Annotated in this window: 21 protein-coding genes; 16 read left to right on the plus strand and 5 right to left on the minus strand. The window is 42.8% G+C overall.

All coding sequences use genetic code 11. From position 1 onward, the window contains the following. Positions 1-8 precede the first annotated feature (8 nt). From QKW49_RS20180 to QKW49_RS20190, 3 genes are all read left to right on the plus strand, one after another. On the plus strand, positions 9-284 hold the full coding sequence (locus QKW49_RS20180; protein WP_282864437.1) for a ribbon-helix-helix protein, CopG family: 276 nt from the start codon (positions 9-11) through the stop codon (positions 282-284). A gap of 1 nt (position 285) precedes the next feature. Next, positions 286-636, plus strand: coding sequence for a type II toxin-antitoxin system PemK/MazF family toxin (locus QKW49_RS20185; protein ID WP_282864438.1), 351 nt, complete (start codon positions 286-288; stop codon positions 634-636). 64 nt (positions 637-700) lie between these two features. Continuing rightward, a complete protein-coding gene (locus QKW49_RS20190) occupies positions 701-1,219 on the plus strand; it encodes a hypothetical protein (protein ID WP_282864439.1) in 519 nt (172 codons plus the stop codon). A gap of 139 nt (positions 1,220-1,358) precedes the next feature. Here the strand turns inward: QKW49_RS20190 and QKW49_RS20195 are convergent, their stop codons facing one another. From QKW49_RS20195 to QKW49_RS20205, 3 genes are all read right to left on the minus strand, one after another. Then, positions 1,359-2,207 (minus strand): MurR/RpiR family transcriptional regulator, encoded by an 849-nt coding sequence (locus tag QKW49_RS20195; protein WP_282864440.1) that lies wholly within the window; start codon positions 2,205-2,207, stop codon positions 1,359-1,361. Positions 2,208-2,396: 189 nt separating this feature from the next. Beyond that, entirely contained in the window at positions 2,397-3,674 is a 1,278-nt protein-coding gene (locus QKW49_RS20200) for an enolase C-terminal domain-like protein (protein WP_282864441.1), read from the minus strand. A 96-nt stretch (positions 3,675-3,770) separates the two neighbouring features. After that, positions 3,771-5,189, minus strand: coding sequence for a DUF4147 domain-containing protein (locus QKW49_RS20205; protein WP_282864442.1), 1,419 nt, complete (start codon positions 5,187-5,189; stop codon positions 3,771-3,773). Positions 5,190-5,509: 320 nt separating this feature from the next. Here QKW49_RS20205 and QKW49_RS20210 point away from each other — a divergent pair, with 320 nt between their 5' ends. From QKW49_RS20210 to QKW49_RS20235, 6 genes are all read left to right on the plus strand, one after another. Continuing rightward, the gene (locus QKW49_RS20210) at positions 5,510-7,567 is read left to right on the plus strand and encodes a hydantoinase/oxoprolinase family protein (RefSeq protein WP_282864443.1); all 2,058 of its coding nucleotides are present in this window, start codon (positions 5,510-5,512) and stop codon (positions 7,565-7,567) included. A gap of 17 nt (positions 7,568-7,584) precedes the next feature. Beyond that, positions 7,585-9,294, plus strand: a complete 1,710-nt coding sequence (locus QKW49_RS20215) for a hydantoinase B/oxoprolinase family protein (RefSeq protein WP_282864444.1) — start codon at positions 7,585-7,587, stop codon at positions 9,292-9,294. Positions 9,295-9,397: 103 nt separating this feature from the next. Next, positions 9,398-10,354: an aldo/keto reductase gene (locus QKW49_RS20220; protein WP_282864445.1), complete on the plus strand. Its 957-nt coding sequence runs from the start codon at positions 9,398-9,400 to the stop codon at positions 10,352-10,354. A 25-nt stretch (positions 10,355-10,379) separates the two neighbouring features. Continuing rightward, the gene (locus tag QKW49_RS20225) at positions 10,380-11,828 is read left to right on the plus strand and encodes an aldehyde dehydrogenase family protein (protein WP_282864446.1); all 1,449 of its coding nucleotides are present in this window, start codon (positions 10,380-10,382) and stop codon (positions 11,826-11,828) included. Between the two features lie 232 nt (positions 11,829-12,060). Beyond that, entirely contained in the window at positions 12,061-12,282 is a 222-nt protein-coding gene (locus QKW49_RS20230) for a hypothetical protein (RefSeq protein ID WP_282864447.1), read from the plus strand. Between the two features lie 22 nt (positions 12,283-12,304). Beyond that, entirely contained in the window at positions 12,305-13,747 is a 1,443-nt protein-coding gene (locus QKW49_RS20235; protein ID WP_282864448.1) for a sodium:solute symporter family protein, read from the plus strand. Positions 13,748-14,157: 410 nt separating this feature from the next. Here QKW49_RS20235 and QKW49_RS20240 read toward each other — a convergent pair whose 3' ends face one another. Continuing rightward, on the minus strand, positions 14,158-14,409 hold the full coding sequence (locus tag QKW49_RS20240; RefSeq protein WP_282868198.1) for a TIGR03905 family TSCPD domain-containing protein: 252 nt from the start codon (positions 14,407-14,409) through the stop codon (positions 14,158-14,160). Between the two features lie 298 nt (positions 14,410-14,707). Between QKW49_RS20240 and QKW49_RS20245 the strand changes: the two genes are divergently transcribed. From QKW49_RS20245 to QKW49_RS20265, 5 genes are read left to right on the plus strand one after another with little or no spacing between them, the layout of a single operon-like run. Then, positions 14,708-15,739 carry a hypothetical protein gene (locus tag QKW49_RS20245; protein ID WP_282864449.1) on the plus strand — a complete coding sequence of 344 codons (1,032 nt, stop codon included), beginning with the start codon at positions 14,708-14,710 and terminating at the stop codon, positions 15,737-15,739. Then, positions 15,718-16,422 (plus strand): DUF4129 domain-containing protein, encoded by a 705-nt coding sequence (locus QKW49_RS20250; protein WP_282864450.1) that lies wholly within the window; start codon positions 15,718-15,720, stop codon positions 16,420-16,422. Before QKW49_RS20245 ends, QKW49_RS20250 begins: the two co-directional genes overlap by 22 nt. Beyond that, a complete protein-coding gene (locus tag QKW49_RS20255) occupies positions 16,415-17,482 on the plus strand; it encodes a DUF4350 domain-containing protein (protein ID WP_282864451.1) in 1,068 nt (355 codons plus the stop codon). Before QKW49_RS20250 ends, QKW49_RS20255 begins: the two co-directional genes overlap by 8 nt. Continuing rightward, entirely contained in the window at positions 17,475-18,434 is a 960-nt protein-coding gene (locus QKW49_RS20260; RefSeq protein WP_282864452.1) for a MoxR family ATPase, read from the plus strand. The genes QKW49_RS20255 and QKW49_RS20260 overlap by 8 nt, the downstream gene beginning before the upstream one ends. Before the next feature lie 5 nt (positions 18,435-18,439). Continuing rightward, the gene (locus QKW49_RS20265) at positions 18,440-19,753 is read left to right on the plus strand and encodes a DUF58 domain-containing protein (protein ID WP_282864453.1); all 1,314 of its coding nucleotides are present in this window, start codon (positions 18,440-18,442) and stop codon (positions 19,751-19,753) included. On the opposite strand, the gene QKW49_RS20270 is transcribed toward QKW49_RS20265, so the two are convergent. Next, on the minus strand, positions 19,750-20,700 hold the full coding sequence (locus tag QKW49_RS20270; protein WP_282864454.1) for a stage II sporulation protein M: 951 nt from the start codon (positions 20,698-20,700) through the stop codon (positions 19,750-19,752). The genes QKW49_RS20265 and QKW49_RS20270 overlap by 4 nt on opposite strands. Positions 20,701-20,766: 66 nt before the next feature. Here QKW49_RS20270 and QKW49_RS20275 point away from each other — a divergent pair, with 66 nt between their 5' ends. Next, positions 20,767-21,504, plus strand: coding sequence for an RDD family protein (locus QKW49_RS20275; RefSeq protein ID WP_282864455.1), 738 nt, complete (start codon positions 20,767-20,769; stop codon positions 21,502-21,504). Positions 21,505-21,935: 431 nt separating this feature from the next. Then, positions 21,936-22,709, plus strand: coding sequence for a DeoR/GlpR family DNA-binding transcription regulator (locus QKW49_RS20280; RefSeq protein WP_282864456.1), 774 nt, complete (start codon positions 21,936-21,938; stop codon positions 22,707-22,709). The last annotated feature ends 168 nt before the right edge of the window (positions 22,710-22,877 follow it).

Consider the following 22,877-nt stretch of genomic DNA (forward strand, 5'->3'; position numbering starts at 1 on the left):
TGGTTTTTTTGTCACACCTTAAGAAGATATTAATAAGTCTTCCTGATAGCCTCTTGCAGGAAGTTGACTCCATTGTAACGGTAGAAAAGATTAATCGGAGTGAATTTGTTAGAGAGGCTATGCGACTTTATATCAGGGAAAGAAGAAGGATAGAGATGCGGGATAAGATGAAAAAGGGTTATCAAGAAATGGCTGATATCAACTTAAAGCTAGCTGAGATGTGTTTTGATGCTGATAGTGAATTGCAGTTGAATTATGAGGAAAAACTAGCGGAGTGTGAATAAAGTGGTTGTTAAAAGAGGAGATATTTATTACGCCGACTTGAGTCCTGTAATTGGTTCGGAACAGGGAGGAATAAGACCTGTTCTTATTGTTCAGAATGATGTAGGCAACAGATATAGTCCTACTGTAATAGCCGCTGCGATTACTTCGCAGATTAATAAAGCGAAACTGCCTACACACATAGAAATAAATGCTCAAGAATTTGGTTTGTCAAAAGACTCTGTGATTCTTTTAGAGCAAATTAGAACCATAGACAAAAAGCGGCTAAAAGAGAAAATAGGGCGGCTGGATGATGAGTTGATGGAAAAAGTCAACGATGCGTTAAGTATTAGTTTTGGGTTGGTAGAGTTATAACTTAAATGAAAAGATTTCAACTCTCAGTTTTGCGGTTTTTCATAGAAAAGGGGAGAAAATGCAAATGAAAAAAGAACTATCAAATAGTAAAAAAATTGTATTATTTATATTGATTGTTTCATTGGTAATGGTAGGCTTTCAGATAGTATACGGAGCCGTGGCCGAGCCCGGTTCCCAAGAAGATCCCATTATTACCCAAAGTTATCTGGAAGAAATTGTTGTGCCTCAAATACAGGAGAGCATAAATGCTAAGCTTACAGCTTTGACACAAAAAGTGGACCAGATTAAACAAGGAGAGCCACAACAATCGGCAAGCGGAGATAAATATACCGTTGTCAGCGTAGCACAAGGTCAGAAACTGATTGGGGCTGCAGGAACGGAAGTGATTTTGCGTATGGGAAAAGCAACCATTATTGCCACGGCAAAGGGTGGAGTAGCGGATGTTACACAGGGGATAGATCTGCCAAACGGAACAGCTATGCCGGCGAATCACTTGCTAATTATTCCTGTTGATGACGGAAGGGGTTTAGCTGCCCAACAAGATTTATTAGTAATGGTAAAAGGTGCATATACATTGCAATAATATATACATATTTAGTGAATACAAAAAGAGCCTTTAAAGGCTCTTTTATTGTCTAGTCTGTTATTAAAGAGAACCAGGCAAGATCATTGCTGTTTGTGATTAAAGGAATCAGCTCTTATGCCATATATTCAGCATTCACCTAAAGACCCAGATAGTAGCCGTTATTAAGAATCTCTTCAGTTTGTGCAATTACTTTCATCGTGTGGTCGTGATCTTCCAAGGCCACAGCAGCCAAAAGGTAGTTGCAGACGCAGAAAAGAGAAACGAAGGAACTCTTATAGGAAATGCTATTGGTACAACAAGGGAGAATGATATCACCATAAGGATCAATTTCGGTATTTCCCTGTTTTGTAAATAGAATGACTGTTATCCCGTGCTTTTTAAACCACGAAACAATGCTCGCAGTCATTTTAGAATAACGTGGTGTTAAAATAGCGATACACACATCCTCCGGACTCGCATTGCTAATTTCCTCGGGAAACATCATTCCTATGCCTTGAATCAGTCTAACACCCGTCTTAATCTGGCTAAGACGATAGGCGATATAATGAGCGACAGAAAAAGCGCCGCGGTTTCCAACTACATATACTGATTTAGCGTTAATAATAGCAGAAACTGCCTTTGACAAATCCTCCTCTGAGAGACCCATTAGAGTTGCATGGATATTATCGATATCATTTTGGAAGGTATCGATAAGCAGCTTATCTTGTTTTGTATTCTTTATGGAGTCACTCAGCCGCTCTGGAAGACTTGCCTTGCCGATAAGGCCTTGTTGGAGATCCTGCTGCATATCCGCATAACCATTGTAGCCAAGCGAACGCGCAAAGCGAATGACAGAAGTTGTACTAACTCCAATTTCAAGTGAGAGTTCCTCCAGCTTTTTGAAAGCGACAGCATCTAAATGTTGTAGTAAATAATCAGCCACCTGTTTTTGAATACTTGTCAAGCTATCATATATCTCATTAATGTTGCTGGTAAAGTCGTTCATATTCATTCTCCATTACAGTTTTTTTTTATAGTATAATATACAACATATTTTGTCAACACTTTCAGAGATATTGTGTAACGATATAATTATGAATCAACATACAGCGGAATTTTTGAGGGCTCATTCTTATCAGCCTATATTCCAAGAGTATCGTTGGTTACATTTAATGCGATTAAAATATAAACATCACTAGAAGCGTACAATTTTTGAAAGATCATGCAGATGGCTGTCGGGGTTTTCGCTGCTTGCGCGTAGAAGATAATTCATTTTATCCAATCGTTCCCCTGTTTTGGGCACGCCGTTTTTGGAGATTTTGGAATGCAGGCCGATGGACAAGTCAGCAATGATATCCCCTATAACACCGCCTGCACGGCCGGAAGGGATAACTAGCAACCCACGTTCTGCCGCAAAATGATGGGCATTGAGAGCTTCGGTGATGGTGCCTATCTGGTTAGGCTTAAGGATAAAGCCATCCACAGCTTTGAGTTCATACGCTTTGTTTAGCCTTTCCGGGTTTGTTGCGATAAAGTCATCACCGATCACAATGGTGCGTTTCAGTTCTTGATTAGCTTTTATAAAGCCCTTCCAGTCATCTTCGTCAAGAAGGTCTTCAATGAACACTAGATTGAAACGTTTTGTCAGCTCGCTGGCAAAATCGATTATCTCATCCGATGAGACGCGATTGCCCATAAGTTCGTAAGTACTTGTTTTAGCATCATACATCTCAGTTGATGCACAGTCGAGTGCATATGCCATTTTATCAGTAAAGCCACACTCTTCAACGGCCTGTGCCATCAGTTCGAGTACAACGGACGGGTCGTTGCTTGGTGCTGCCCAGCCATAGGAACGGCCCAGCATAGGTGGCACTCCTTTGTTATAGCGAGTGATCACCGATTCCAGCCTTTGGGAGACTGCAACAGCCATCGAAATCGCTTGCTCTACCGAGTCAGCACGGTAGGGTGCCAGCATAAATTCATTGAAGGCCTGCTTAACATTTCCGTTTTTACCACCGTTAATCACGTTGAAGGTCGGTAGTGGGATAGTCTTGGGCGGTCCCCCTGCGATGTAGCGGTACAATGGGACGCGCTGAGAGGCTGCGGCTGCCCTGTAGCAAGCGATGGAGGTGCTGTAGATTGAATTTCCGCCAAGCTTCCCCTTATTTGGGGTACCATCGAGAGCGATCATTGCCTCGTCTATTGCTTTCTGATCAAGTACATCCATATCGATGACCGCCGGTGCGATTATATTATGTACTATGTCAACTGCCTTATGGACACTCAAGCCATGGTAATCATTTTCATCACCGTCCCTTAGGATAAAGGATTCATATTTACCTACGGAGGTGCCTGTGGGAGCCGAGCCTCTGCCCATCACACCGTCATAGGTGTACACGTCCACTTCCAATGCAGGACGGGAGTTGCAGTCTAAAATCTGTCTTGCAGCGATTCTTTCAATCTTTGTACTCAATATAATATACCTCACTTTCTATTTAGTTTATGCGATGACTAACCGCCACTAAGACTGCCGTTTCTTTAAGTGGGAGATATAGTGACGTTGAGAACTCTATTCATGCAATGCCGGAACATACATAATGTTAAAATCACAGACATTGGTGCCTGTATTACCGGTAATTACACAATTGCCGATTTCAGTGAGTGCCTCATTGCTGGCGTGACCTCTCAGTGCATCGAATAGGTCTATACCGTGATTAGAGGCTTCTGCGGCACTTTTCGAATCGGTAATTCCTCCGGCTGCAAGTGTTGTACCGTCCGTTCCTTCTGTATCTATCGATAACATGCAGGTACCTTTCGATTTTTGAGCTCCTAAGGCAAAGCTAATGGCCATTTCCTGCGAGGGGCCACCATGTCCTTTGATCGATTTGTTATCAAGGATGGTTGTCGTGGCCTCACCTGCACTTAAAACCACGCAGGGCGGAGCGATAGGACGATGATAACACTGAATTTCACGGGCGATTGAAGCGAACAATGAGCCTACCTCTTTGCTCTCGCCTTCAATGAAAGTGGTCAAAATCATTACGGGTAGGCCCATATCCTCTGCGATTTCCTTTGCGTAGGCACAGGAATCAGGAAGGGTATTGAGCTGGAAATAGGTATTACGTGGGAAGGCTTTTGGCGTTTCCCCTTTAGAGCCGCAAGATTGCAGATATTGTACAACACGCTTCGGTAGGCGACTGGCGAGGTCATAATCGTGGATGACTCTCAGCGCGTTCTCAAGGGTGGTCTGGTCCGGTCCCATCGGGGTGCCGTAAAAGCCAGACCATGGGATTCCGATATCCCCAGTGGGCGGATTAGTAACTGCGTCACTGATATTAAAGCCGATGAGCTCTGAACCTTTCGATGCAATCCGCTCTGCTAGTCTTCCACCATTCATTTGCGAAATATGTCGCCGGACCGAATTGATTTCGACGATATTAGCACCTGACTTAAGCAGCACGTCGGTTGTATCTATTTCATCCTGCAGGGTAAGCCCTTCAACAGGGCAGCTCATCAGCGCGGAACTACCGCCGCTCATCACACAGATAAAAAGATCGTCAGTACATGACGCGTCTACCAGCTTGAAAATCTCTTTGCATGCTCGGACTCCCTCCTCATTGGGCAAGGGATGACCACCGATATAGACTCTGGTTTTTATGAAAGTATCGGTGGGTTCAAGGATCTTAACTACAGCAATACCTGCTGTGAGCCAATCGCCGAGTACCTCCTCAACGGCCATTACCATAGCGTTGCAGGCTTTTCCTCCTCCAATCAAGTAGATATTTTTCTTCTTAGAAAGATCCCAGCTTTTGACCCCGATATGGAGAGAAGTTCCTTTCACGCGCATGATTGATTTTATACGCTGATAAGAATCCATCCGGTTCAAAGTTGCTTCGGTAATATTCAGCACAATCCTTCTAGATTCAACATCGCCATGGCTAAGTAGTGCTTCTCTGTTTTTAATCTTGGGTTTAGCTATAGTATCCATAACTACCTCCTAATAATTATTTTAATTTGGGTTGAACTTATCAACCTAAATAAAACAGACAGAAATGGAGATTGCCAATATGTGACCTGATAAAAGTAGTATAACATACAACATTTATATAGTCAATTACCTAAAACATAGAAAAATTTTTAATAAATCACACAAAAAAAGTATTGACTACAACTATTTTGGGGTGATATAATCTTACCATGACATAGACAATTACAATATGAAGTAGGCGATCCCATCTATTGTCGCCGCCGCCATAATCATACTATGGTGGCAGAAAAGTCGAATATATTCAGAGGAGGTGCTTTGATATGTACAGAATCGGAATTGATGTCGGTGGTACTTTTACCGATGTCACGCTTCTAAATTCCGAAACAGGTAAGTATTACACCTATAAACTTTCGTCCACCCCGCATGACCAGTCCGTAGCTATCAGCAACGGCACCAAGGAAACCCTTGATCTCTACAATGTATCCCCAGCCGAGATTGAATATTTCGGGCATGGTACCACCGTGGCCACTAATATGATTATCGAGCGGAAGGGCGCCAAGACAGCTCTTATTACTACCCGAGGCTTTCGAGATCTATTGGAGATCGGGCGCCAAACTCGTCCGTCCCTATATAATGTTATGGAGGATAAGGCCGAAACGCTAGTGAAACGTTCGCTTCGTCTTGAAATCGATGAACGAATTATGGCTGACGGTACAGTTCTCACAGAGGCCAGCCCTGACCAGATCGTTGCAGTTCTACAGGAACTCAAGTCCAAAGGAGTAGAAGCTGTAGCAGTATGCTTTCTTTTTTCATTTCTCAATTCTTCTAATGAAAAGATTGTAGAGGAGTGTATCAAAGATGTGTGGCCAGAAGTCTACTACTCTGTTTCCTCTACCATACTACCCGAATTTCGTGAGTTTGAACGCCTAAGTACTACAGTAATAAATTCTTATCTCGGTCCGCGTATGAAAATGTACATTAATAATCTTCAGCAGCGTGTTAAAGATATTGGTGTTAAGGTTGAGCCCTATATCACTCAGTCTAACGGTGGTGTTATGTCGATTGGCTCTACTATTCAAACCCCTGTGCAGACCGCTCTGTCTGGCCCAAGCGCCGGTGTTGTCGGGGCGATTCATGTTGCGAAAACAGCGGGCTTTGATAATATTATTACATATGATATGGGGGGGACTAGTACTGACGTTTCACTCGTAAATAACGGTATCGCAGAATATACAACCAAACGGAAAGTATGTGGACTGCCCTCGGGTGTTCCTATGATTGACGTGCATGCGGTCGGTGCGGGTGGTGGAAGTATCGCCCATATCGATAATGCGGGCGCACTGAAGGTCGGACCTGAAAGTGCCGGTGCCAATCCCGGTCCGGTAGCCTATGGTCTTGGTAATGAGGATCCCGTTGTCACTGATGCTAATATTGTGTTAGGGCGTATTAACCCCAATTACGTTCTCGGCGGCAGGCTCAAAATTAACGCAAAGCTCTCTCAAAAGGCTATTAAGAATAAAATTGCCGATCCAATGCATATGACGGTTGAGCAGGCAGCACAAGGCATTATCAGCGTCGTCAACTCTAATATGGCACGTGCTGTACGCGTTATCACTGTCGAAAAGGGTTACAACCCATCCGACTATGTTCTGGTTGCATATGGTGGTGCGGGCCCGTTGCATGCGGCGCACCTGGCTCAAGAGATAGGTATCAACACAGTACTCATTCCGCCGTCTCCCGGTACGCTATGTGCCTTCGGTCTTCTTACTGCGGATATTAAGAAGAGTTATGTGAGGACCTCGCTGTTGGGTTACGACGAGGCCACACCCGAACTTATCAATGGTATCCTTGGAACTTTAATGGAACAGGGAAATGAATGGCTAGTCTCTGAAAAGGTCGAATTAGAAAATCGCAAGTTTCATAATATTGCTGAGATGCGCTATGTGGGCCAGAACTATGAGCTGCAAGTGGAAATTCCTGCTACCGGCGTCACTGAAGCTGACATTGCCGAGATGAAGGAAGATTTTTTCAAAGCACATGAATTGAACTACGGCTATTATAATCCTAAGGCGCCTATTCAGATTGTTAACTTCCGCAGTGAGGCCATCGGAATTGTTTCTAAGCCCAAGTTTGCTGAATTAGACTTCATTATGGACGATGTTTCCAAGGCTGTGATAAACACCAGAGAGGTTTATTTCCAGGAGTCAGGTAAGGTTGTTTGTCCCGTGTATGACCGCTCCAAACTTGGCATAATTAAACGAGTTGACGGTCCTTGTATCGTAGAGCAGATGGATTCTACCACTGTTATCCCACCAAATACATGGTTTGAGGTGGACACTTATGGAAACATCATTATTAATGCCTTTGCACAAAAATAAGAAGGAGGGGAGTATAAATGAGTGAGAAGATTAATGGCGTCCTTCTGGAGGTGATAGGAAACACCTTTATGTCCATTGCCGAAGAGATGGGCGCGGTTCTGGTTAAGTCTGCGTACTCCACTAACATCAAGGAGCGCAAAGACTGCTCCTGTGGTGTATTTGATGTAAAGGGACATACTATCGCCCAGGCTGAACACATACCAATGCATCTTGGATCACTTTTAGGTCTCATCGAAAATATCGTTAATAATTTTGATATGGATCATATCAAGCCGGGTGATATGTTTATAGCCAATGACCCATATAACGGTGGCGGTACCCATCTTCCCGATATTGCCGTCGCGTCGCCTGTTTTCTGGAACGGCAAGGTTGTTGCGTATGTTGCTAACATCGCCCACCATAACGACGTTGGTGGACGCGTACCCGGATCAAATGCTGCAGATTCCGATTCCATTTATGCAGAAGGGATCCGTATCCCACCTGTGAAGATTTTCAATGAAGGAGTCCTGAATGAGGACATCCTCAATCTAATCCTGCTTAATTGCCGCGTTAACCACATCCGTCGCGGTGATCTCAGTGCCCAGTTTGCTTGTAACAATAAGGGGGTACAGCGTGTTGAGGACATTTTCAGACGTTATGGTACCGAGATCATTAATGAGTGCATGGACGAGTTACTGAGTTACGCTGAACGTAAAATCCGTATGTCCATTAAAGAGATTCCCAATGGCATGCATGAGTTTTCAGACTATCTCGATTCCGATGGTGTTGGCAGTGGTCCTATCAAACTCAATGTAGAGCTTGAAATCCTTGACGAAGACATCTTGCTCGATTTTACCAACAATCCCGATCAGGTCAAAGGTGCCATCAATTTGCCCGAGACCGCTCTTCGTGCTGCTGTCTACTATGGCGTGCGCAGCATTATCGATCCCTCTTTACCAACCAACGGCGGCTACTACCGTGCCATACAGATCAAAACACGTCCAGGCTGCATTCTTGGTTGCACCGCGCCTGCCGCTTGTGCAGGACGTAGTGATACGGCGCAGCGTGTAGCAGATATGGTCTTTGGTGCGATGTCCAAGGTTGTTCCTCATAAGGTTATCGCGGGCAGCAATAGCTCTATCACCGGTGTTTACTTCGGTGGTGTGAATCCTAAAGATAATGAGTATTACGTTTACATGGAAACCTTTGGCGGAGGCTCAGGTGCACGTTTCTGCAAGGATGGACTCAGTTGTGTACAGGTTCACATGTCAAATACTTCAAATCTGCCTATTGAGAGTATGGAAATTGAATTTCCGTACATGGTCGAGCAATACAAGCTGGTCCGAGACTCAGGCGGTCCCGGTAAGTACCGTGGTGGTCTTTCTATGATGAAGGACATCCGTGTTCTCGGCCACAGCAGTGAATTTTCCATCAAGGCTGATCGGCATAAGACACCACCTTGGGGTCTCTTCGGCGGTAAGCCAGGCAAACCCGGAATGATTATTATGAACCCTGAAACCGACAAGCCGGTAGTAATTGATTCCAAAAAATCGGGCGTTGTTTTGGAAGAGAACGGTATCTTGCGATGCCAGATGCCCGGTGCCGGCGGCTACGGCGATCCGCTTGAACGCGATAGAGCTCTTGTGGTCAAAGACCTTGAAGAAGGTTACATCTCCCGGGAAAGCGCAGTCCGTGACTACGGCATGAGCGAGGAGGAGCTTGCCTCTGTAGAAATTTTAGAGGATTAACAGGAGCATGCAACTTCGAATGAAAACAGCGCATGTTGCGCAAAACTGACCTTTGTAGAATTCTGTAATCTACTAATTTATTAAATGAGAAGGAGAGGATGTTATGCGTTACAAAAAGTTTGGAAAAACCGGTGAAGATCTATCTGTCATTTGCCTCGGCACCTGGACCCTCGGAGGGAAAAACTTCGGTGCCGTTGCTGAAAAAGACGCAATTCAAGCAATTGACGCAATGATAGATAGTGGGGTAAACTTCATCGACACTGCTCCTATCTACGCTGACGGCGATTCTGAAAGAATTCTTGGCAAAGCCCTCAAGGGTAAGCGGGATAAGATATTCCTGGTTTCCAAGTTCGGGAGCTATTTTCCTGAAAACCGGCCGAGAGAGTTGGGTACAGTGAGGGATAGCAGCCGCGGATATATATTGAAGGCTATCGACGAAACGCTGTCCAGACTAAATACCGATTATCTCGATGGTTACCTGATTCACTGGCCTGATCCTAAAACTCCCCTTGAGGAAACGGTAGGCACACTTAAGGAACTGCAGAAGGCTGGAAAGGTTCGCTATATCGGCATGTCCAATTTCGACGAGCCGTTGGCTGATAAACTAGTTGAGCTCGATGGACTTGACATCGCACAGTATCCCTATTCGATGGTCAACCGCACCCGGGAGGATCTGCTTAAAAAATATCACGCCAAGGGTGTAGGTACGATGGGCTACGCCTCTTTGGGTGCCGGCATCCTAACGGGAACTATCCGTACACTACCGAATTATGCAAAAGATGACATGCGCAACGTCTTCTATGATTACTTTAGAGAGCCTAAGTTTTCAAAGATTATGGAACTGCTGAAGACCTTAGATGAGATCGCTGAGGAGAGAAATGTTCCGATGGCGCAGATAGCTGTTAATTGGAGTATTCAGAAGGATTATATTGATACCGCCTTGACCGGTGTGCGTGATGCTAGAGAGGCTGTCGAGAACTGTGCTGCGGCATCTTGGGAGCTTGCAGCAGAGGAAATAGCGAAGATTGATGATGCAATTGAAAACACGATTGGCAAATGATCAAAGGAGAAAGGAGAAGTAAAACATGAAGATTAGTCTTCCCACCAATTCCTTTAAGCATTACATAAATGGAGAGCTTGTTGCTGGCGAAGGTAAGCTTTCTAAAGTGCTTTGCCCAGGTACAGAGGAGGTAGTTGCTGAGTTTCCTCTTGCAAGCAGAGCGCAGGTAGAGATGGCTTTAGAGGCTGCACGTGATGCCTTTCCGGCTTGGTCGGCCATGTCGTTGGAGAAACGGGGCGAATGGATACTTAAGCTCCGTGATGCTATCAAAGATGAGGCTGATAACCTCTTGGCGCTGCTTCTGGTAGAATCGGGCAAGCTTAGAGCTCATGCCGCATTTGAAACGGGCAGCCTATATAACTATCTGACTTTTTTCCTCGAGCAGGCCAAGTGCAACCATGATGAAACGGTTCGTGACGTATCGGGGGGACATGGTATGAACCTAGTGGTTCGTGAGCCGCTGGGTGTTGTAGTCGCTGCACTGGCATGGAACTTTCCCATGCACAATATGGCTACCAAGTTGGGGCCGATTCTAGCATCGGGTTGTACCGCCGTCATCAAGCCGGCTACCAAAACTCCCATTTCCACCCTTTATCTTGGCGAGATTATGAACCGCATCGGCTTTCCGAAAGGCGTGATCAACTTCGTTGCCGGGGATGCAAAAGAAGTCGGAAGGGTTCTAAGCGAAAGCAAGATTCCGGCGATGTTAACTATGATCGGTTCCTCTGAGGGCGGCTTAAAGATGATTGCCGATTCAGCTACTTCCATAAAACGGTTCTCACTCGAGTTGGGCGGCAATGCCCCGGTTATTGTTACTTCCAATGCCGACATCAAGGCTGCTGTGTCCCACTGTATCGGCAACAAGATGAGATGTGCCGGGCAGACCTGTGTATCTCCGCAGCGTACCTTTGTCCATAGCGGTATATATGACGAATTTGTCAAACTTGCTGTCGAGCAGGGCAATACTGCCAAGTGTGGTACGATGGACGATGATGCCAATACCGGACCGTTGATCAGCAAAAGTGCTGTAGAATGCATGGAAGCTATCGTAGCCGATGCAGTTGCTAAGGGAGCCCGTGTGGAATGCGGCGGCAAACGTCCAGGGGGCAAGGAAAAGGGATATTTCTTCCTGCCAACCGTGCTGACGGGTGTAACAACTGATATGCTCGCCTTCCGTGAGGAGGTCTTCGGACCAATTCTCACTGTTATGCCTTATAACGATTTGGACGAAGCTATCGTCCTTGCAAACGACACCGAATACGGACTTTCATCTTATGTCTGGAGCCGTGACTTAAACGAAGTTAGCAAAATAAGCCGCAGTCTGCAGTTTGGAATCATTAACGTCAATGGACCTGCCACCGGACCATCCCTGCCTCATGGTGGATGTAAGAACAGCGGTATCGGTAAAGACGGCAGTCGTTACTCATTGGATGAATATTTCTATCTCAAAGGAGTCCGCATTGCATTAGATTAAAACTTTCATGAAAGGCTGGTATTATTTTGCAATGGCATAATGTCAGCCTTTTTAAGACAGCCTGCGGAGACTTGCGGACTATCTTCACCGGGCCTAAGAGAAGTACTCAAGTAATGTAAGAGTAAATAAAATCTTATGAGAGAAGAGGCAGTCTTTTAGAGATTACTTGTTCATACTACAACAATTGAGGGAAAATGTAAGATTAAATTAATAGTTTAGGAGAGGTGATATTGTGGAAGTTTTAGCTCAAACAGTTTTGTGGTCACTTTTTTTGTTCTACTTTATTTCCCATTTACTGGTGATTCGCAAGGCGAACCGCATGCCTGACCCACCGGACTACCCGCCAAAAGAATGGGACCCTCTTCAGCAGTGGATTGAGAGTCCGAAATGTATACAGTTTATTGCGGCATATCTTATTATAGGAACGTTATTTGCCTGGTTTGCTGTAAAATAATGAATTGAAGGGAGGTTCAAAAATGTTAGCTATTGCCTTTTTATTTGTTTACCTAGCTGCAATGATTGGAATCGGAGCGCTTTACTCCAAGAATCAGAATACCTCTGATGACTATCTGGCCGGTGGGAACACCTTAGGTCCTAACCTTATCGGAATTTCAAACATATCACTCAATGTGAGCGCCGCAACTTTTATAGGATACGGTGGAATGGGGTTTACATTAGGCTTGTCCGGTGCTTGGGTATATTTTCTGATGGCTGTAGGTATTTTTACGTGGGCACGGTGGGGCGCCCCGCGTGTTCGTTCTAAAGGTAAGTTTAACACACTGCCGGCTTATTTGGAATCTCATTTTGGTGGCAAATGGGCTCGGCGGATGGCTTCCATTTTGGTTATGGGTAGAGAGATCGCCTGGGTGGCATCCGGTTTGAGTGGCTTCGGTCTGCTCGGTGACCTTCTTCTGGGTGTTCCTTATTGGATGGGTGCTCTGTTCGGCCTCGGTGTTACCGTGATTTATGTGATAATGGGGGGATATCTTGCTGCAACCATTACGAATTTTTATCAAACTCTTCTGATTTTCGGCGGTTCGTTTTTCATTCTAGTTGCTTCAATTTCTAAGATGGGTGGTTTTGCGGCTGCTTTTTCGAAGGGTCTCACAAACTTTCCGAATATGTTCAGCGCCACTAATAATTCGATGGTAACGCTTATTGGCTGGCTTCTCACGCAGTCGTTCTTTTACTGGACGGTGCAGTCGGTGGTCATTAAGACTTCACTATCTGCCGCTAACCCTAAAATCGCAATGAAGGGATCAGGTATTTCAGGCGCTTTTCAGAGTTGTTGGTATTTTCTTCCATTCATGCTAGGGATGGCTGCTCGTGCAGCGCTTGGTGATGCTACTACTGCCAACAGCTCATATGTGGATTTGATCATGTGGGTTTGCGGCCCGGTTTTTGGTTCGTTTATGATGGTGCCGTTTGCCGCGGCTATTATGGCTACTGCAGACCATGCGCTACTTTCAGCTTCCGGCAATATCGTAGAAGATTGGTATGCGCCTTTCAAGAAAAACTTGACTGACAAGCAGAAGGTTAAAATTTCAAGGATCAGTGTGTTCTGTTTAGCTGTTTTTGCCTATACCGTTGCACTCGCATTCCCGTTTATCCTTGAGTTATGCCTGCTTGCAGTTAAATTTGGCGCTATTCTCGCTCCCGCAATGATTGGATCGATTTTCTGGAAAAGATCTCGCGGGTGTGTTAAGACATATGTCACGATGATGGTCACTTGCTCAATTACGCTGGTTTTCCTACTTTATCAGCAAATGAAAACGGTTCAGATGGCCGGTTCTGCGTTCATTTACTCAATGGATCCGATTATCCCTGTACTGCCGCTAGCCTTTATTATCTTTATTGGAGGCGTTCTAATCGAAGGATCCTCGGAAAATAAAACTATTTTGATTGCAAAGAGTCAATAATTGGAGTTGTGCTAAATCAGAAGCTTTCCAATTTCTTCACTTTACTGGTGAAGGGTGCATATACCATACAATAATACATAAATTACTGAAAAAGCAAAAAACTTTGAACATAGGCAATAAAGCTGTTGGGACGGTTGATTTGTTCCGCTTGGTACAAGCGAAACAGACCAACCGTCCTTTGTTTTGTTCGCTAGCGGGTGCATAACGGTAAAAAGCTTAAATGGAGGGAATCAACAAAAAGTAGTATTGTCGAAGTGGCTGCTTACTGCTGTCCGTGTAGATACTGCATTTGTAAGGGCAGAAGACCTTATTCGTCCATTGAATTATTGTGTTATCGCAGGGTGGACAGAGACGTTCTCCCCTATGAAAACTAGCAGAATATATACACTGCAGACTATTTTAAATATCTATCATACTTTGTTGTTTAGCTGCATTTTTAATGCCTTAGCCAATTGGTCAGGACAGGACGTTCCTTTTCCTTCGCAGTCTATACCGGATAGCCTCTTTATTACTTCTTCAACTGGCATTCCTTCAACCAATTTGCTGATCCCTTGAAGATTTCCATCACACCCGGAGTGAAATACTACTTTTTTTACAATATTATCATCAATAGAGAATGTAATCTGCTTTGCGCAAACACCTTCCGTATTATAAGTTATCATATTCATATAATAAATTCCTTTCACAATAGAATAAAACAACTATTATGATAGCGTAGGAGGTAACTTTATGTCAATATGATTGTTGTCTTAAAAATGTTGATGATAAGAAACTTTTTTGTCTTTCAGTCAGTCATTGATTAAGAGGGTTTTTATATAACCTTCTAAGAACTTATCACTTGAAAAGATATCCAAATAACTGTAAAATATAAAATGCGTAGGTATTACTGCCAGTATTGGATATTAGTTCAAGTGTCTGAAATGTGTACGCATTACTATAAATGAATGGGGGAGTTAGTAGATGAATCAGCGTCCTTTTCCGGTTAAACCAATGAGTGTTGGAAATATATTGGATTATACCTTCCGGGTCTATCGGAACAATTTCACAGCCATCCTTGCTTTTAGCGCTTTAGTGGGTGGAGTGTTTAGTATTTTAGCTTTAATTCTTACAAAACTAGCGGCACCGCCAGGCGCGGGTATTGATCCTTGGCCTTCAATTATTGAGGGCTTGAAATCGAGAGATTTTGAAAACTTTGTTGAGCACTTTGCGAGGCAGACTCCCGAGCCCACTGCAGGACCGGGATTTTTCATGAGGTCAATGCTTATGACGATCGTATCCTATGGAACTTCTATTATCAGCTATGTATTTATCTATCCTTTTGTTCAAGGCGGGATTACGAATATTGCCCAGAAGTACTATCACGGTTCCAAACTTAATGCTGCAGTTGCTTTCCGGCAGACCTGGAAAGACTTTTGGAAACTTGTGCTCACGGGATTAAGTGTGATTGTATGTTCAATCGGTTTTGGAATCATTTATATCGTATTCATCATGATTTTTGTAGCCATCATAATGGCAGTCTCCATCGGTGGCTTGTTTCATGAAGGTATGGCTGTTATATTGATTATTGGATTCATATTGTTTTTCTTAATCATTTTATCTGTTGCAGGTGTGTTCTTTTCTTTTATTACTTTTGTTTATCCTGTTGCGGTTACAGAAAAAACATATCATTTTAATGCGGTAGGGCGCAGTTTTAAACTGGTGGCAAAAAAACTCTGGGAAGTTTTAGGGATTAATATCCTTGTTTATCTGCTTGTATATATTGTGATTGGCGCTATTACCGGACTGGCATTGATCGCTGCGGTATTGTCTCCGGTTGATATCATGTTCCAGCAGGTCATTACACTGTTGATTTCAGCTTTGGCTACGCCAATTATTTATATAGCCGCGGCAATACTTTATTTTGATGTTCGTATTCGGGTGGAAGGCTACGATTTGGAGCTTATGTCCGACGATTTAGAAAGGAACGAAACATGGGAGCAGCCGCAAGCATAAGTCATATCCTAAAAGAATTTATTCATATTGGCATGGTAAAACCAATGCCTTCTTCAGAATTGATTGAAGAGAAGATGAAGGAAATATTAGCTTTACCGGAATTTCAAATGCAGCGGGACTATCTTAGCGAGTTGATAGCCAAATGGCTTCAAAAACTTTTCAGCAATATGACTGTAGACGCCAAAACAGTAGATTCCACAGCGTTGACAGTCTTTATTATTACTGCAGTACTGCTGGGAATACTTATTATTATAGTGATGCTGCTGATTGTCAAAATCATGGGGAAAAATCCTCGTGCTGCAGTCATGCCCAACAACATTTCAGCCAAAGAATTAACGGCTGAAGCTGCGTTTAATCAAGCGAAGCAAGAAGGGGATAAAGGCAATTACTCCGGTGCGGTCAAATGGTTGTTTTTGAGTTTACTGCTCATGCTTCATGCGCAGAGCTACATTACTGTACATGAAGCGAAAACAAACCGCCAGTACATATATGAGCTTAGGAAGAACCAATATCCCCACATAGACACATTTCTGCACTTGGTATTACAGTTTAACGATATATGTTATGGAGGAAAGCAGGCAACCCAAGAAAATTATCTGGACTGGCTGCAGAAGGTGGAGCTGCTTGGGGAGAAATTTAATACGGTTCATCCAACCTCCGTGAAAGGAGGCGGACATGATTAGAAAAAACAGAGAGTTGTTTGTAATGATTTTAGTAATTTTTGTGATTGCTGTCGGCGGTTCTCTTTTTTTAAGATGGTCGCAACAGCGGGAGCCGATATCCTATTCTTCCTATAGTGCCGGGCAGGAAGGAGTAAAAGGAGCATACCTGCTGCTTGAAAAGCTGGGCTTTAGCGTGGCACGCAGTAACGGAAATCTCGATGATCTAGGTTCGGAGAGTGTGTTGATCCTTATTGAACCGCAGTTGAGCTACAAAAAAAAAGATGAAGAATTAAAGCACTTGAATCAATGGGTCTATGAGGGGCATACGATGGTGATTGTGGGGAATTATCAGAAATATTTTATGTTTAGCTCAGATGAGAAGAAGGATACAGACCTAGAAAAGCTAGCTGCATTTAGATTCCCGGAAGACCATGATAAAAAGTATTATGACGGACACTACGGCAAAGGTACATTCCGGCTGATACCTGATATGCGCTTGTTTTTAAATGGCGGATTAAGGCAAGAAGGCAATGCATCGGCCTTAGCAGCCACACTGTGGGATTTTGAAGACCGGAAGATGTTTTTTAGTGAATACGGTGGTGCACTGTTGCTTGGGCAGAATAAGAGATGGGAAAATTCCCCCATTACCTTGTTGAATACTACTTGGAAGTTTATTTTACTGCAAATTATGATAGGATTCATTATTTTTGCTTTTTTTACCAACAAGCGATTGGGCATACCCGATATTTATCGGGAAGAAACGATGCGTAGTGAAAATGAAGATGTTCAGGCATTTGCCGGATTGATGATGCAGACGGGTCTTAGTAATGATGCAGCGGTGCTCTATTACCGGAGATTTGAAGAGGAGGCGTCTGCGTACTTTAAAACAACTGTTTCCGGGAATGGTGAGCTGTTGGAGCAGCTATGGAAGACTCATGGTCTTAAGCATTTTGCAGTATTACAGGCAGTAAGGCGGCAGATGCTATCGAATAATAAGAATGAGAAAAGACATGGCAATGAAATGATAGATATATTTCAAAATATCGATATGCTGCGAGAGGAGATCGTAAATAATGAATAGCCAAAAAATTACCGCGAATTTAGCGCAAAGAATACAGGAAGAAGCTGTGCGTGTCATTGTAGGGCAGCAGGAGCAATTGCAGATGCTGCTTGTATGTTTATTTTCAGGAGGGCATGTGCTGATAGAAGGGGTCCCCGGTCTGGGAAAAACTTTAACTGTTCGTACATTGGCGGCTATTATGGATGTGGCGTTTCATCGCATTCAATTTACGCCGGACATGATGCCGTCCGATATCATAGGAACCAATATCTTTGATATGAATACCCAAACTTTTCATTTGAAGAAAGGACCGTTATTTACGAACTTTCTTCTCGCAGATGAAATCAACAGAACGCCGCCTAAAACCCAATCGGCATTGCTGGAAGCCATGGAAGAAGGACGTGTATCTATTGACGGTTCGGAGCATATTTTAAAGCCGCCTTTTATGGTATTCGCAACCCAGAATCCTATTGAGTTTGAGGGGACATATCCGCTGCCGGAAGCGCAATTGGACAGATTTCTAATGAAAATTTTGATAGACTATCCCGAGGTAGAAGCCGAAAAGAGCTTATTGCTGAATTACCATAAAGGGTTTAATGCAAAGAATTTTGGCAATATACAGCTGAACAAGGTAGCCGACGGAGAAATTTTACAACAGTGTAAGCAAGAAATTGAGGATGTTACGGTAGAAGAAAATATCATCAATTATATCATGGCGGTCATAACAGCAACCCGGCAGTCTCCTAATCTTCTTCTGGGGGCAAGTCCAAGGGCATCTATTGCATTGCTGCAGTCGGCAAAAACATTGGCGTGCATGGAAGGAAGAGATTATGTGATTCCCGATGATGTCAAATATTTGGCAGCACCTATCCTTCGGCACCGTCTTATTGTTGCACCCGAAGCGGAAATTGAGGGGATAAAAACCGATGATATTATCAAGCAAATATTGAACCATGTGAAAGTACCAAGGTGATGGTGATGGGAGTAACAAGCAGGATGGTACTGCTGGTATGCGCAGGAGGGATTTTTCTGCTGTCAGGCATGTATCTGCATCTTCATATCAGTATTTTCATAGTATACAACACGGTGCTTGCCGGTGTGTATTTATTGGATTTAAAGATGAGCCCTCAGCAGAAGGATTTTACCATTCATAGAAAATATGATGATGTTTTTGAGATCGGCAAAGAAAAAAAAGTGAGCCTGTGTATTTTTAATGCTAGCGGCAGAGCGGTTGTCATGCAATTAAAAGATACCGTACCTGTCGATTGGAAGCCAAACCCTTCTCTAATCACATTAAACTGTGCTGCTGGACAAGATGCTGCAGGACATTATACGGTATGTCCCAATAAAAGAGGGAGTTATGCTTTGGGGAATATTTTTGTAAGATACTCGGGGGTATTGGGACTGTGTACCAAACAGTTTCAAGTATTATCCGGTGAGACTGTTCCTGTATATCCGGATTTATATCCAATGAAGAAGTATCATCTGATGTCTCAAAAAAGAATTCTAAACAAGGATGATGCAGCTGCTCATAAAGTGTTCGGCATTGGTACGGATTTCCAATACCTAAGGGAATACACCAGCGATGATGAATACCGTAAAATAAACTGGAAGGCCAGCGCACGGGCGCACAGGCTTATTACCGGGGTATATGATGTTGAGAAAAATCAAAATGTAATCATATGTATTGATACCGGTAGAACAATGATGCCAGCGAACGGAAATATAGTGCGTCTGGATTATTGTATTCAGTCCGCATTGGTGTTGGCGCAGGTAGCTATTGATAAAGGCGATCAGGTAGGTGTTCTGATTTTCGGAAACGAGGTAAAAAAGTTCATCAAGCCAGCCAAAGGTCCTGCTCAGATGCATAAAATACTTCAAGGGATATATGGAATACAACCGGAACATTATGAGAGTGATTTTAATGAATTGGTTTCCTATTTGCAGACATACCAGCGTAAAAGAAGCCTGGTGTGTATTTTTTCCAACCAGAGGGATGAAGAAAACGGCAAGGAGCTAGCCGCAGTGCTTCAACCATTAAATAAAAAGCACGTACTGTTTATGGTATCCATTCTCGATCCCGGTCTTAAGAAGCTGCTGAATAGACCTGTAAGAAACCAGCAGGATACCTATATAAAAGCCGCAGCAGTTTACCGGATAGGTACCGAACAAAATGCATCGGTGATCATGACACGTATGGGGGTTAAAAATATTATGACAGAACCCCACCGGTTAACACCTGAAGTGGTAAACCGCTATATTGCATTGAAAAAGGTCATGCGCATTAGTTAATTTCGCAAGCGGCGCAGCCCTGATAAAAAATATCCGATAAGAAAAATACCGGTACATGCGGCAAAAACAAGCTTGCTCACAGGAGATATTGATGAAGGAGTAAAAAATCCTTCAATAATACCGGCCACAATAAGCATGACGACGACGATGCCGATCAGTTTTAAAGCATCTTTGGCTGCCAGCATAAGCGCGTCACGGCGTGTGTAGCTTCCGGGACGGATAAGGCTCCATCCGATTTTAAGACCGGCTGCGCCGCTGATAAAGATAGCGCACAGCTCAATGATCCCGTGGGGAAGGATCAGGGACCAATAGGTAAGTGCTGTTCCTTGCTTCATTGCGACTGCGCTGAGAGAGCCAAGTAAAAATCCGTTTTTTGCTAATATATATATCGTACCGATACCAAGTGAAATGCCATATGCAAAACATAGCAGAGAGACATAGATGTTATTGGACATAATCAGTCCCGACATTACCGGATGATCCCATCCGCTCGACCCCGCCCCTTCCGGATTCATATTTTGTATAAACTGAGCCGGAAGAAATATGTAGGCATTTTTACCATCAATCCAGGTAGTGGCAAAACTGAATAATGCCGCTAAAAGAAATATACAGCATGAAATGATAAAAAAGCGGGAGTTTGATATAATGGCACAAGGAATATCGTGCAAAAAAAATGCAGCGATAGATCGTAAGCTTCCCTTTTTGCGTGTATAAAAATGGTTATGTCCCCGCGCAACAAGTGTATTCAGATATTGGTATGCTTGTGAATCGGGGAAATAGGTTTGGGCATAGGAAAGATGGGCGGATATCTGGCGATATAATCTGTCCAAATCTTTGAGTGTATTAAAATCGGTTTTATCAGATTTATTTTTTTGCAGCATGCTTAATAATTCTTCAAGCTGTTTCCAAGTTTTTGAATGTCTGCGGATAAAACGGTCTTCTGTCAATGTGATCCCCTCCGATCATTATTGTAACAGAAATTGTTAGCGCTGTGAAGAAAAAGGAGATTATTTATGGAAAATAAAATAAAGATTGTAACGCCGGAAGGTGTAAACATTCATTTTGAGATTGCCGGGATCGGGTCGCGATTTGTAGCGTTATTTTTGGATACGCTCATTCAAACGGGTCTCTTTGTGATCATCTTATTTAGTTTTGTAGGTGCCGGAATGACTTTGGAAGATACTTTCGATAACGTATTATCTTGGTATACGGCAGTTCTTATTTTAATTGCCTTTATCGTTTATATCGGGTACTTCATCTTTTTCGAAATGATTATGAGAGGGCGGACACCGGGGAAAGCAGCATTAAAACTGAGAACGATCAAAAATAACGGTCAGCCTGTTTCTTTTGTGGCTTCGGTTCTAAGAAATCTATTCCGTTTTGCTGATGTTTTTCCGGGTTTATATGCAGTAGGAATAATTGTAATGTTTGTTAGTGAGGATTGTAAGAGAGTAGGCGACTATGTTGCGGGAACCATCGTTGTTAAGGAATATGCTTCACGGGTACCCATGCCAATGATTGATGATCTAAAGACTAAAGAACAAAGGGTGAATACTTACCCTTTGAGCAGTGAGGAATATCATCTGTTAAAAGAGTTTTTAAGCAGAAAAGATCAGTTGACACCTCACAAAAGGGCTGAATTATCACAGCAGCTATGCGCCCGCTTTTTTGAAAAATTCTACATTCCCGTCGAAGAGAGAATGGATCAAGAGAAATTTTTACATATGCTTGTGGAAATGAATCGAGAGTAGGATTTGATGGAAATGACACATTAATTTTGATTCAACGGTGTTAGTTTATTTAAAAATTGTCCTTGCAAGCAAAAGTAAGTTTTGATAATCTGAAATTATACTTGGATTTGCGTGGAATAAATCTAATAGCGACAAATTAATAAATTAAATATATAAATAACACTAAGTACATTACAGTCAGGCGTAGAAGAAAAAATGTGACACGGGGACGGTTTTCATGTCACAACGGTTTTGGGTGACAGGAGAACCGTCCCCGTGTTACATTTTTGAACGAGTATGTAATATACTTAGTGTGACGTATATAGATACAAAGATCAATTGGAACGGAACGGATTAAGCAAAAGAAAACAGTTTTCCACAAGGTGTTTTGAGAATAGGTTTCGCTGCATAAAAGCAAAAAATAATTCGGAAAAACTATGGAGGAATTGCTTGTGTTACATGATAGAAGAAATAAGATTATTCAGATGATTTCAAATGAGCGTATGGTAAAAGTGAGTGACTTAATTGAAATTTTTAATGTTTCTATCGAAACAATTAGAAGGGATCTTGAGTATTTAGAGAAAAAAGGCTATTTAAAACGGGTTTATGGGGGCGCTGTGTCAAAATCCATGTATGGACTGGAGCCTGAATATTCCAGTAGGGAAGTCAGGCATTATAATGAAAAGTATGCTATAGCTTTAAAAGCATTAGAGCTAATAGATGATGGTGATATTATCGAGGTAGATATAGGAACAACTACTTTAGAGTTTGCGAAATTATTAAAGGGCAAAAAGAAGGTAACGGTTATAACGAATTCAATGCAGATTGCTATGGTGCTGGCCGATGATAAGGATATAAATGTTATCTTGCTAGGCGGAAATGTTAGAGGTGGGGAGTTTTCTACATCAGGATTTTTATCTGAGAACAGCATGGATCTTTTTAATGTGGATAAGGTAATTTTAGGGATAGGAGGAATAACAATAGAAGGTGGGATTACAGATTATCATATAGAAGAAACCAATTTGAGAAGGCATGCCATAGGAAGAACGAATAAGGTGATTGCTCTGGGAGATCATAGTAAATTTGGCGTAACCGCGATGAACAAAGTATGCAGTCTGCAGAAAATAGATACAATAGTAACAGATAATCAGACAGATAAGCAAATGATTGCAAAATTGAGAAGCTTTGGGATTAAAATATTTGTTGCGGATGTTGTTGGAGAATAAGTTTGTTTTGCAGCAGTAAGTAATATAAAGAAGGAAGACTGAAAAAAGTTCTTAACATTTAGCTATAGAAGCGGTGTCGGACTTTTTTTATTTTTTTGCAAAAAGATGTGGATTTGTGTGTAATTTGAGTAAATAGGCTTTATATAGGAAGGGATTTCAAATCATATT

The organism is Petroclostridium sp. X23 (genome assembly GCF_030013905.1).
In the GTDB taxonomy this organism is placed as follows: domain Bacteria; phylum Bacillota; class Clostridia; order SK-Y3; family SK-Y3; genus X23.